Raw genomic sequence first — 11484 nt, 5'->3', positions numbered from 1 at the left:
GAGCGACCGTTCGCGGCCGGCTTGCGTCCGAGGGCTCGAAGCGCACGCGCCGCAGGCGCAAGTCTCGAGTCCGCGGACTCGAGACTTGGGGGCCGCGAACACGCAGCGCCGCAGGCGCTGCCATCAGACACGGCGCGCCGCAGGCGTGCCTAAACATGCGCGAGTTACGGTACGGCCGTGACTTCTGTGGAACCTCCCGAGCACGTGCGCGCCACGTTCGGTCTACGCGAAGTGACCCCGGTTCCGCTGGGAGACTGGGATGGTGGCTGGCGTCTCGGTGACGTGGTGCTCAGTCCGGTCGCCGATCATGCCAGGGCTGCGTGGTCGGCTCGGGTGCGTGAGACATTGAAGGTCGACGGTCTGCGTTTGGCGCGCCCGGTGCGTGCGACGGACGGCCGGTATGTGGTGTCCGGCTGGCGCGGGGACACGTTCCTGGAGGGGGTTCCCGAGCCTCGGCACGACGAGGTCGTCTCGGTATCGCTGCGCCTGCATCAGGCCACCGCGAAGCTCGAGCGGCCCCGTTTTCTGGTGCAGCCGCCGGTGGCGCCGTGGGTCGATGTCGATGTGTTCGTCGCCGCCGACCGCGCCGCCTGGGAGGCGGTGCCGTTGCGCAGCCTGCGTGCCGGTGGTGTTCCACTGGCTACCACTCCCGATACGCAGCGCAGCATGGAGTTGATCGGCCAACTGGCCACCCTCCGCAAGCCGGTGCAGACGCCCGCGCAGCTGGTGCATGGTGATTTGTTCGGCACCGTCCTTTTCGAGGGTGCGCTCACTCCCGGGCTCACCGACATCACGCCGTATTGGCGTCCGGCGCCGTGGGCGTCCGGGGTTATCGTCGTCGATGCGCTCGCCTGGGGCGGTGCCGATGACGGCTTGCTCGAGCGCTGGTCGGACCTACCCGAATGGCCGCAGATGTGTTTGCGCGCGGTCATGTTCCGCCTCGCCGTGCACGCGTTGCACCCGCGTTCGACACCGGAGGCGTTCCCTGGTCTGGCTCGAACCGCCGACATGGTTCGCTTGATGCTGTAGGGCTGTTTCCTGTGGTCCGAAAATTCTTGTGGCCCGGGAACCGTGGCCAGGTTTCATGGTGTTCGCAGGCGGGTGATGGCGGTGTGGTTGGCCTCGGGGTCGAGGGTTATCGCCGCGGCCCAGGCGTGTGCGGCGGCGCTGCGGCGATCGAAGAGATCGATCCAAGTGTCGGTGGTTTCGCGGGTATCGTCCATCCAGGTGGGAGGTGGGGTAAGTTCGGGGAGGTGGGTGTAGGTCAGTGCCGTGTACGCGCGGGCGCGGGCGTCGAAAATTGTTGCTGCGCATATAGTTTCGACGGTGTCGCGCTGGTCGGTCCGGCCTGCGCGGGCGGCTCGTAGCGCGTCGCCGGGGCGGGTGAACAGTTCACCGAATGTCCGATAGGCCAGCCCGAATCCCCAGATGCGGCCCGGGAATCGCCGCATCAGCCATTCGGCGGAATCCAGAACCGGTGAGCGTGCGGCGTCGGGGTCCGGATCGATCGCGATATGGGCAGTGTCATGCGTGGCCGGATCGCCGGTGCGGGCGAATCCCCAGAAGTGGATGATGTCGTATCCACCTGTGCCGCAGCTATGTTCGGTGATCATGGCGCTGAGTAGGGCGTCGATGGTGGCACGCGGCGGGAATCGGATCGCATCCGGCTTCGCCGGTCGCGGTGCCTTCGGCCGGTGCCGTGGTTGATTTCGGCGCTGGGACATGTCCCCTCTTCGGTCGGTGACCCGTATGAGGTCGTGGGTGTGGTCGGTGCGTGCCGCGACGCAGAGCTGGGTGCCAGTCGGTGCTTTGTTGGATGGGAAAGGTTGGGGTTAGCGGTGGTTGGTGTTGGTGGGAGGGTTTCGGGAGCGCGGGGTGCCAGTGGGTAATAGGGCGTCCCAGAATTGGGCGCGCACGGCGTCCCATAGTCGGTGGTGGTGTGGGAACCATTCCCGTACCTGTGCCAGGTCTGGCAGGGCGCGTTCGTCGAATGCGATGAATCCGCGCTGTCCCAAGGGAATCGGTACGGTTTTGCCGCCGTTGCGCATGCGGTAGGCGGGGGTCGGGTCGGTGTCGTCGCAGAGGCAGAGGACTTCGATGCGATGTCCTACGATCCGCCAACCGGCGTGGAGATCTCCGATTATGGTCTGGCGCAACTAGTTTCACCTTCCGAATGCGTCCGGCGCCGTCGTCAGCTCGGACAGGCGGGCCAGCACCTCGTGCAGCGTGTGCGCGGGCGGACCTGGGACGGTGTGGCCGGGCTCGTCGAGCGGTGGAAACCGCGCGCCGTGCGCGGCGGCACGTTCGCGCGGACTCATCGCCTGCGGCGCGAGCCGACCCGCCGACACCAGCGTGTGATAAGCCGCCGCCTTCCACGCGCATCGCTCGATCCGGCAGCCACGGTGGACCCGCATCTGCTCATGGGCCAGGTCCACCTCGGCGTAGCCGCAGACCTCCGGCCAGGCACGCAGCGCCTCGCTGACCCCGCCAGGGGCCAGGCTTGCCTCGGTGTGGTTGTGGACTTCGGGTGCGGGATGCATTGCGTCGTTCACTGCGGCATCTCCGCCGTAGGTGTCGTCGCGGCGACCCGCGCCCAGGTGATCGGTGGGCACACCGTTTCCAGGTCGAAGGCGTCACACACGCGGGCGGGCAGGTCGTCGACGCAGGTCAGGTCGTAGACCACGATCGCGGCCACCGCGAGCCCCGCCGCGATACCGAGCACGAACCCGACCGGATCGGTGACATCGCGCGGCGGCCGCACCGTGTACACGTACTCATATCCCAGCGAGCGTGCGTGCCGCCGCACCGCGACCGCATGCCGAGACGCGTCGGCACCCGGCGACTCATCCCGTACGAACCCGACCGCTTTCGGACGGTCCGGTTTTTGGGGCGGTGTAAATGCTTGTGCGACTTGTGGTTTCGCGGACGCTCCGAAACTGCTTCCGTGTTGTTCGGCCATGGGCATATGCTGCGGAGTGCGCGCGTGACAGGAGACTGGAAATGGGTGGTGTGCAGCAAGAAGCCCATACGGCCTGACAGTTTCCCGAGTTGGCGCACGATCATGCTCGCCGTGGGAAAACACAGGTCATGCCACGAGAAGTCAGGGGGGACACGCACGATGGTGGGTACCAAGTCGGACCTCAGCAGCACGACGCTCCCGCGTCGCCAACTGGGCCGAGTGCTGCGTGACGCGCGCCAGTCCAACGGCTACACCCTCGAGCAGGTAGCCGAGGTCTTGGAGATGAGCCGATCCACGCTAGGGCGGCTGGAGCTCGGGCAGAACGAAAAGATCAGGGTTCGGGACATCGATTACCTATGTGAGTACTACGGGCTACCGGAAGATCGCATCGAGTATCTGAAATCACTTGTAGAGCAAGCGGATACGAAGGTGTGGTGGCAGGATCATCGCAGCATGAGCCGACCGGGGTTCAACCCATATCTCCAACTGGAAGGGGCGGCGACCGGGCTGCACTTCTTCCAGTCGCTCGTCATACCGGGGCTGTTGCAGACCGCCGACTACGCGAGAAATATCGAAGTGCTCACGATATCCGGCACTGCTGAAGACGTGGTTCAGCGCGTAGTGCTGCGAACACGTCGAGCGAAGATCCTTACCCGACGAATCAAACCAGTGCCTGCCGACTTCCTGCTTCACGAGTCCGTCGTGCGCACCATCGTAGGATCTACCCGAGTGATGGCATCGCAGCTCCGTCATATTGCGGATATGAGTACTCGCGACAACGTTTCAGTCCGAATCGTGCCGTTCGCGGCCGGTTTTCCGTCCGGTATCGCGACACCCCCATACATTATTTTGGACTTTCCCAATCGCGAGCCATCGGTCGTCTATACCGAAGGTGCAGTCGGAACCATGATCTTCGAGGAAGAGTACGACGTAACGCGTTTCCAGGCGATTCGCGCAAAGCTGGAGTCCGCCGCGCTGGAAGAACAGCCATCGAGAGACCTGCTCAGGAACATGGCAAGGGGACTCGAACGGTGACGATCGACCGATCCGCCGCGTAGAGATTCGCACGCTGAGGAACCCACCTGGTCGTCTGCTAGAGTTGCCGCATCCTGAATCGTCGCAGGTTGAGAGGGTGGGGATGAAGCGCCGAATCACGTTGACGCTGCTCGGTATTGTGTTGGCGTCGAGTGCAGTTGGGTGCGGGACTACCACGAATGGGTCGCCGAGTGCGAGTAGTACGACTGCGGCCCCTGCTCTGTTCGATCCGTGCACGGAGGTTCCTGATGACGCGTTGCGGGCGGCGGGGGTCGATCCGGCAACCAAGGAGGCTGGGATCGCGGGTGTGCACCAGGTCGGTTTGGAAGTCTGCAAATGGCGCGGTCCGGCGTACGCGATAAGCCTGTATTCGACGGGTAAGCCGGTGTCCGAGTTTGAGACCAAGCCGGGAAACATCGGTTTCCAGGACGTGACGATCGCGGGACGCCAGGGCCGCGAGTTCCGTGCGGAAGGCTGGGAGACCCAGTGCAACGCCGTGTTTCCGGCCGCTCAAGGCGCGCTACAGGTCCAGATCCTCGGCCGTATGAGTGTCGACAACCCGGAGGACCCGTGTAGCGTCTTGGCGCGCGTTGGTGAAAAAATTGTTCCGATACTGCCGAAGTAGATAGAACCGGGGGCAACAGGTGTGAGCGACGTAGAGAAATGGCGAAACCTGGCAGAGCAGGCAAGGGGCGGGGAACTCTACCTCGATGATGAGGTTGCTGCACGGGAATGCTTCGCGGCGTGCGCCCAGCGCATCGACGCCCTTGACCTACTGGCGGAGCGGGTACAGCAGGCCGAAAGCGTCTCGGGTTTCGGCAATTTCGAGATGGCAAAGGCGCTGGAAGCCAAGTTCAGAACCCAGGCCAGCGGCACCGGAAATTCGCTCGCAGAAGTCATTGCGGAGAATGTCGAGACCGTGAAGAACATGCGCGAGGTCATGGCGATTTCCTTCAAGCGCATTACCGGTCAGGATATCGAGAACGCGGCTCCGATCGCGAATGCTACCGATCAGGTGGGTTGATCCGTAACCTGTTCGGCGGCAAGGGGATTGTCGACATCGAATCATCATGTTTCGGATGTTCAAGGTGTCTTCGTCCACACGCTGTCGTTTGTCGACCGCATCTCGGTGGGCTCGGCCGGAATCCATGCCCCGCTTCGGTGTCCGCAGCCGCTCCAGGCTCGAACGACGTTCACGGTCGGCCCGCATTGATCATCGGAATATTCCGCTGCCGAATATTCGAATCCGAAATCCCCTGCGGTGGAATGGAATAGCGGATATTCACATTGTGCGGTGTCGACGGCCCGGAATGTGAAAAGGGGTGACCGGCAATAGGATTCGCGATAGGATTCGAACATGCCTTCGAACTCCGCCCCGGTTGCCGATCCGTCGGTGGAGGCGGCGTTGTGCGCCCTCGAGGCCGGACTTTCCCAGGTGATGAATACGCGGACCGACCGCCTTTCGAATCAGGATAGGTTGCGGGTGCTGGCGCGGCTGGAAACTGTGGTGCGGGCATTGCCGGGGTTGGGTTCGGAGTTGATCGCGCAAATCGATGCGCAGTGGAGCAATAGCGATTTCGCTACCCACACCGTGGCGGATACCTTGGCTGACGGGTTGCGGATCAGTCCCGGAGAGGCGCGTGCGCGGTGCCGGTTAGCGCGAGAGTTGGCGCATCGCAGCATGTTCGATGGGGAAGTCCTGGAACCGGAGTTGCCCGCGACTGCCGCCGCGCAATGCGCGGGCACGATCGGGCCGGCACATGTACAGGTAGTGCGGGAGTTCTTTCGGCACCTGCCCGCGTGCGTCGACACCCCGACCCGCGTGCGTGCCGAGGCCGAATTAGCGGGGCATGCAAAGGTTTTGCGGCCCGACCAGTTGCGGAAGGTCGCGCAACGGGTGGAAGCGATTATCAATCCGGACGGCACCTTCGACGACACCGACCGCGCCCGCCGCCGCTCGTTCACCATGGGGCGCCAAGGCCCCGACCTGATGAGTAAATGCACCCTCATCGCCGACCCCGAACTACGCGCCTACCTCGAAGCCTGCTTCGCGAAACTCGCCAAACCCGGCATCAACAACCCCGACAACCCCACCCCGACACAAGTGACAAGCGAACCCGGCCCCGCCCCAGTACGTGTAGCAGGCGAACCCGACCCCGACGCAGTCGAGCGCGATGACCGCAACATTGGACAACGTCAACACGACGCCCTGAAAACGCTGGCACGCGCGATGCTCACCTCCGGTGACCTCGGACAGCACCGAGGACTACCCGTCACAGTGATCGCGACCGCCACCATTCAACAGCTGCAAAACGCTGTCGAGCAAACACATTCGGGCCGACTGACGGCATCCGGGCCACCAGTCGTCACCGGCGGCGGCAGCCTCCTACCGATCCACGACCTCATCCGAATGGCCGCCCACGCCCACCACTACCTCGCCCTGTTCGACAACACCACCGGACGCCCCCTCTACCTCGGCCGCACCAAACGCATCGCCTCAGCCGACCAACGCATCATGTTGCATGCCCGCGACATCGGCTGCACTTTTCCCGGCTGCACCAAACCCGGCTATCTCTGTCAAACCCACCATCGTGACGAGTGGGCCAATGGTGGTGCGACCGACGCGGACCAGCTGACCTTCACCTGCGAACCCCACCACCACCTCATCGGCAAAGGCCCCCGCCACTGGACCACCACCGCAACCCCCACTAAATGCCCGAAACCCGCACGCACCCAATGGATCCCACCAAAATCCATCGACCCCAACCAACGAGCTCGCATCAACCACTACCACCACCCCGACGAATACCTCACACACCAACACCACCCATCCCGACCGCCGCCGCCGTGATCGACTCGGCATCGACATGGAACGTGCCGTGCTTCATTGAGGTAGCCCTCGGGGTCGGGAACGATTGGGTGCGCTTTGTCGTGCCGGAACAGTCATGAAGCGCGCCGCACTTCACCGAGGCAAGCTTCGAGTCCGAAGCGAGGTATCCGCGCGCCCCCACTCCGGCGAATCCGTCGGAGGCCAGCCGGTGGGCGTGCGCGGCCAGCTGAGTGATCAGCCAGCTCGTGCACTTCTATCGCGATGGCGAGCCACCCACCGAGCATGTGGCCTGCAAGTCGCCTGCATTGCAGTGCGAACGCCGGTCGGCTGGCAATTTCGTGAGATGCACATCGCGCTTGCTTGGACACGCGAGAGCTGACTCGCTCGAGTTCCCGGTGGTAGACGGGCCGGGTTATGGTCTGGAAGACTAGTTCTTCATGATCGCTGACTGTCGCTCCCGAGCCGTCGCGTCGCTGCACGGTCTTGCCGTGGGCGACGCATGGGGCTCCTGCTTTTTCGTTCCCGCTAATCTGCCTGCGTTGCAGGCGCGTTCGCTGCCGCCGGATCCGTGGTGGTGGACCGACGACACCGAGATGGCCTGTTCCATTTTCGCGGTACTCGATCGGAACGGGCAAATCGATCAGGATGCGCTCGCCGAATCCTTTGCAGCGCACCACGATTTCGACCGTGGCTACGGGCCGGGGGTGAACCGGATGCTGCGGCTGATTCGCCAAGAAGGCGGGGACTGGCGCGAACTGGCCTCGCAGGCGTGGGACGGGCGCGGCTCATGGGGCAACGGTGCGGCCATGCGAGTCGCGCCGCTCGGTGCCTACTTCGCTGACGATCTCGACCGGGTGGCGGGCGAAGCCATCGCTTCGGCGGAGGTCACCCACACCCATCCCGAGGGCGTCGCCGGGGCCGTCGCGGTAGCGATCACCGCCGCGCTGGCGGCGTGCAGACCCGAGCTGACCGGTGCCGAATTGCTCGACGCGGTGGCCGAATACACTCCCGCAGGTTTGGTTCGCGACGGAATCGCCACCGCGCGAACTCTTTCGAGCCTGCGAGATCCGCGCAGCGCCGCCGCCACGCTGGGCAATGGCCGCGAGGTCTCCGCGCCCGATACCGTCCCGTTCTGCCTGTGGATTGTGGCGAAGCATCCCACGGACTTCGTCGAAGCCTGCTGGGCAACCGCGAGCGCGGGCGGTGATGTGGACACCACTTGCGCCATTGTCGGCGGCATTCTCGCTGCGCGCCTGGGTCTTTCGGGCATTCCGGCCGAATGGGCTTCCCGTTGCGAGCCACTGCCGCAGTGGGCGGGTGCACCCGGACCAGCCGAGCGATAGCGAACTTCATTGGTAGCCACTGATATTCGCGTGGTCATGGCTCCTTGGCCGCTGTGTTATCGGTCGGGTTCGGTCACTCCGCGTCCAGCGCTCGTCTTCCTGTGACCGGCCCCCACGCCGCTACCAGCACGATGAGTGTCACCATGGCCGCGGTGATGACCGTGAAGACCAGGCCGGGGCCGTTCGGGCGGTCCAATAGTGGCAGCAGGACGAACGGCAGGATGGCGGTGCTGAGCTTCGATAGTGAGTAGGTCGCGCCCGCGGCTGTGCCGCGCACGGTCGTCGGGAACGATTCGGGGAGATAGGCGTGTAGCGCGTCGGAGAACACATTGCTTGCCATGGTGTAGAGCCCGCCGGAGATCATGATGACCGCCGCGGTGGTGCCGAACCCGAATATCAGCCCGAATACCGCCATCAGCGCTGCCGATGCCATCAATAGATGCTTGCGTTCGAAGCGTTCCATCAGCGGGATCGCCACCAGTGATCCCAGCGGATAACCCAGATAGGTGACGGCCAGATAGGCCAAGGAGGTCACGACGGTGAATCCCTTGTGGTCGAGCACCAGGACCGCCAGCGTGCCGAACCCGTAGTAGCCGAAGACCTCCAGAATCATGACCGCGGAGAACAGCGCGGTGCGCGGTCGGTGTGGTGGCCGCATGATAGCGCTGAACGGTGCGGACGGCGCCCGTTGCTGCTTGCGTGCGAGCCAATGCGGCGACTCCGGCATTTCGCGACGTGCGACGAACACCAGCGCCGCGCCGAGCCCGCCGATCACGAACAGCCAGCGCCAGCCGTCGAAACCCAAGGGCTCCAACGGAACCAGCCATTTCGCGAGGAAGCCGACGGACGGCACGGCGAGGAAGCCGATGGTGTAGGCGATGGCGATCATGCGGCCACGGACCTGCGGCGGAACGACCTCGGAGAGATAGGTGTCCGACACGGTCATTTCCGCGCCGATACCCAGCCCGGCCAGGAATCTGGTCGCCATCAGGAACATCACGTTCGGACTGAACGCGCCGAGCAGCGTGAAGCCCGAATAGAGCGCGATATTCACCAGGAACATGCGCCGCCGCCCGAAAACATCGGACAGCCTGCCGATGACCAGCGCACCGAGGAACTGACCGGCGAAGGCCGAGGCGAGGATTCCGCTGAGCTGAAACGTCGACAGATGCAACTGCTGCTTCAGCACGCCGGTTACGGTCCCGGCCAGGAACAGCTCATACAGATCGAAGAACAGGCCGATGCCGACGAGGACCACAAGTTTGCGATGGATAGGCCGGACGGGCAGCTCATCGAGCCGTAAACCCTCATGTCCGTGATCGACTGCTGTCGTCATGTAGTCCATCTCCTGGGCAGCGATTGCACGGCGACCAGCCGCGTCCGATATAGGCAATCGAACAACACCGGACGCCTCTAGCACCTTCCCACGCATGACATCATCCTGATCAGCCGCACTGTCGGCCGGTACGCGCAGCGTCTGACGAGCCGCGAGTGCCGTTGTCGCGGAACCGAACAACCCACACTGCTCGACCGGGCGGCGGACCAGTTCGCGCGGACATTCCATCGGTGCTACCGGACGCGGATATCCGCCATTTCGCCACAGTGGAATTCGGGCGTAATGCCAGGTCGGACACGCAAGTGGGCTGAACTGGTCGTCTGCTAGAGTTGGCGAATCCTGAGTCGTCGCAGGTTGAGAGGGTGGGGATGAGGCGCCGGATTATGCCGCTTGGTTTCGTGGTGGCGTCGGGTGTGGGGACACCGTGGATGCGACATCGAATGCGAGTACCTGTGCCGCTGCGATTGCCGACCAGTCCGATCCGGGTGTGGGGAAACCTGTGAGGGTGCCGAACAAGGGGGCGGTCGACAATCCCGAAGATCGCTGGGCCATTTCGTCTTGCGCCTGCGATTCAATTGTGCCGGAGCTACCGCATTAATCGGGGAGGTTTTTGTATGAGTAATGGCAATGCCGAGGTCCGAGAGCAGGTGGGTTGATGGGTAATCCATTCAGTAGCCTGGAGATCTTCGATGTGGGTCCGAGGCTGCTTCGTGGTATCACCGATTGGATCGCCGGTGAAGACCTACAGGCCGACTCCGATCCGTACGAGGTTCAGGACAGATACAACCGGCAGCGCGATGGTGTGCGTGGCCAGGCCGCCGATGTCGGATTCCAGGGGGAATTCCGGGCGAAGGAAGTCCTCGTCGAGGATGAATTCGAAAAGGACACCCTCGCCACGTTGCGTGGGAAGGTCGACCAGATCAATCTGGAGTCGGTCAGCAATCTGGTGACCGCGTGGAACACCATCGCCGATCAGCACCAGACCTCCCTCGATACCTTTACTCAGGCAATGGCCAAGGCCACCGACGACAGTGTGTGGCGGGGCGAAGCACGCAACTCTGCGGCCGGCGCGGTCCGCGACTACGCCGCCCAGGGCGCGCAGGTTACGAACGCGGCCCGGTTAACCGGCAATAAGCTGTCCGAACTACAGACCGGGCTGGCGCCGACGAAGGAACTGGTCCCGCATGTGCCGGAACATCGCAGCGGCGTGGACAATCTCCGGTCCTGGACGGCCGGTCGCGGCTGGCGTAATGATGATGTCGCCGAGGCTAATTCGAAGACCGAGGCATTGCGGGTGCTGCGCACGGTGTACGCCCCGGTGGTGAAGGAAGCTGACACCAATGTGCCGGTGATACCGCGTCCGGCGCAGGTCGCGAAGCCGGGCGACGGCGGCGACCGGCCTCCCGGTGGCGACCGCCCGACCGGTGGCGGCAATGACAAACCTGGTGGCGGTAATAACAACGAGAACGAAAAGCCTTCGGACACAGAAACCCCCGGACAGGATTCAACCGGCTCCGAATCAGCCGACGAGCCGACCACGCCGTCGAGTAACCAGTCCGGGGATAGTTCCGACACCACCACACCGCAGTCGGCCGACGCCGGTGACGGCACCACGCCGGCCGCGGCCACGCCATCCTCGCCCACTACCCCTGGCTCCGGCCCGGGATCGCCGGGCAGCGGAAGTCCGTCCGGTTCGGGTTCGCCGGGTTCGGGGGTCCCGGGCGCGGGTAGTTCGATTCCCGGCACGCCGAACAACTCGTCGTCGGCGAGCCCGGCTGCTGGGAAATCCGGGTCTGCGGGCGGGCGTTCCGGTATGCCCGGCATGGGTGGGATGGGACCGGGTGCGCGCGGCGGCAAATCGGAGGAAGAGTCCAGCAAGGGCACGCCCGATTACCTGATCACTCAGGAACACGGCGACGAACTCACCGGGCTCGATGAACTGCCCAAGACGGTGCCGCCGGTCATCGGTGAATAACCCGAT

General features: G+C 64.2%; 12 protein-coding genes. 7 read left to right on the top strand and 5 right to left on the bottom strand.

All coding sequences use genetic code 11. The features are described from left to right. The first annotated feature begins 177 nt into the window (after window positions 1-177). Window positions 178-1029, top strand: a complete 852-nt coding sequence (locus tag LKE06_RS00760) for a TIGR02569 family protein (RefSeq protein ID WP_227996269.1) — start codon at window positions 178-180, stop codon at window positions 1027-1029. 53 nt (window positions 1030-1082) lie between these two features. Here the strand turns inward: LKE06_RS00760 and LKE06_RS00755 are convergent, their stop codons facing one another. From LKE06_RS00755 to LKE06_RS00740, 4 genes are all read right to left on the bottom strand, one after another. Further along, a complete protein-coding gene (locus tag LKE06_RS00755; protein ID WP_227996267.1) occupies window positions 1083-1724 on the bottom strand; it encodes a hypothetical protein in 642 nt (213 codons plus the stop codon). A 108-nt stretch (window positions 1725-1832) separates the two neighbouring features. Continuing rightward, complete coding sequence (locus LKE06_RS00750) at window positions 1833-2156, bottom strand: hypothetical protein (RefSeq protein ID WP_227996265.1); 324 nt, start codon at window positions 2154-2156, stop codon at window positions 1833-1835. Between the two features lie 6 nt (window positions 2157-2162). Continuing rightward, entirely contained in the window at window positions 2163-2612 is a 450-nt protein-coding gene (locus LKE06_RS00745; protein WP_227996263.1) for a hypothetical protein, read from the bottom strand. Then, window positions 2549-2959: a hypothetical protein gene (locus tag LKE06_RS00740; protein WP_227996261.1), complete on the bottom strand. Its 411-nt coding sequence runs from the start codon at window positions 2957-2959 to the stop codon at window positions 2549-2551. Before LKE06_RS00740 ends, LKE06_RS00745 begins: the two co-directional genes overlap by 64 nt. 159 nt (window positions 2960-3118) lie before the next feature. On the opposite strand from LKE06_RS00740, the gene LKE06_RS00735 reads away from it, so the two are divergent. From LKE06_RS00735 to LKE06_RS00715, 5 genes are all read left to right on the top strand, one after another. After that, entirely contained in the window at window positions 3119-3994 is an 876-nt protein-coding gene (locus LKE06_RS00735) for a helix-turn-helix domain-containing protein (RefSeq protein WP_227996259.1), read from the top strand. Window positions 3995-4097: 103 nt separating this feature from the next. Further along, window positions 4098-4619, top strand: coding sequence for a DUF3558 domain-containing protein (locus tag LKE06_RS00730; protein WP_227996257.1), 522 nt, complete (start codon window positions 4098-4100; stop codon window positions 4617-4619). Between the two features lie 21 nt (window positions 4620-4640). Then, window positions 4641-5018 (top strand): hypothetical protein, encoded by a 378-nt coding sequence (locus tag LKE06_RS00725; protein ID WP_227996256.1) that lies wholly within the window; start codon window positions 4641-4643, stop codon window positions 5016-5018. A 333-nt stretch (window positions 5019-5351) separates the two neighbouring features. Continuing rightward, window positions 5352-6845, top strand: a complete 1494-nt coding sequence (locus LKE06_RS00720) for an HNH endonuclease signature motif containing protein (RefSeq protein ID WP_227996254.1) — start codon at window positions 5352-5354, stop codon at window positions 6843-6845. Between the two features lie 416 nt (window positions 6846-7261). Next, window positions 7262-8167 (top strand): ADP-ribosylglycohydrolase family protein, encoded by a 906-nt coding sequence (locus LKE06_RS00715; RefSeq protein ID WP_227996252.1) that lies wholly within the window; start codon window positions 7262-7264, stop codon window positions 8165-8167. Window positions 8168-8240: 73 nt separating this feature from the next. Here LKE06_RS00715 and LKE06_RS00710 read toward each other — a convergent pair whose 3' ends face one another. Beyond that, window positions 8241-9503: an MFS transporter gene (locus tag LKE06_RS00710; protein ID WP_227996250.1), complete on the bottom strand. Its 1263-nt coding sequence runs from the start codon at window positions 9501-9503 to the stop codon at window positions 8241-8243. A gap of 655 nt (window positions 9504-10158) precedes the next feature. Between LKE06_RS00710 and LKE06_RS00705 the strand changes: the two genes are divergently transcribed. Beyond that, on the top strand, window positions 10159-11478 hold the full coding sequence (locus LKE06_RS00705; RefSeq protein ID WP_227996248.1) for a hypothetical protein: 1320 nt from the start codon (window positions 10159-10161) through the stop codon (window positions 11476-11478). Window positions 11479-11484 lie beyond the last annotated feature (6 nt).

The sequence above is a fragment of the Nocardia australiensis genome (genome assembly GCF_020733705.1).
In the GTDB taxonomy this organism is placed as follows: Bacteria; Actinomycetota; Actinomycetes; order Mycobacteriales; family Mycobacteriaceae; genus Nocardia; species Nocardia australiensis.
The sequence above is the reverse complement of the archived record's forward strand: the minus strand, read 5'-3'. Positions and strand labels throughout refer to the sequence as shown.

Excerpts from the sequence above, each read along its gene's own strand:
- LKE06_RS00755 (WP_227996267.1), bottom strand. The coding sequence starts at position 1,724 with ATGTCCCAGCGCCGAAATCAACCACGGCACCGGCCGAAGGCACCGCGA.
- LKE06_RS00740 (WP_227996261.1), bottom strand. The coding sequence starts at position 2,959 with ATGGCCGAACAACACGGAAGCAGTTTCGGAGCGTCCGCGAAACCACAA.
- LKE06_RS00735 (WP_227996259.1), top strand. The coding sequence starts at position 3,119 with ATGGTGGGTACCAAGTCGGACCTCAGCAGCACGACGCTCCCGCGTCGC.
- LKE06_RS00730 (WP_227996257.1), top strand. The coding sequence starts at position 4,098 with ATGAAGCGCCGAATCACGTTGACGCTGCTCGGTATTGTGTTGGCGTCG.
- LKE06_RS00720 (WP_227996254.1), top strand. The coding sequence starts at position 5,352 with ATGCCTTCGAACTCCGCCCCGGTTGCCGATCCGTCGGTGGAGGCGGCG.
- LKE06_RS00715 (WP_227996252.1), top strand. The coding sequence starts at position 7,262 with ATGATCGCTGACTGTCGCTCCCGAGCCGTCGCGTCGCTGCACGGTCTT.
- LKE06_RS00710 (WP_227996250.1), bottom strand. The coding sequence starts at position 9,503 with ATGACGACAGCAGTCGATCACGGACATGAGGGTTTACGGCTCGATGAG.
- LKE06_RS00705 (WP_227996248.1), top strand. The coding sequence starts at position 10,159 with ATGGGTAATCCATTCAGTAGCCTGGAGATCTTCGATGTGGGTCCGAGG.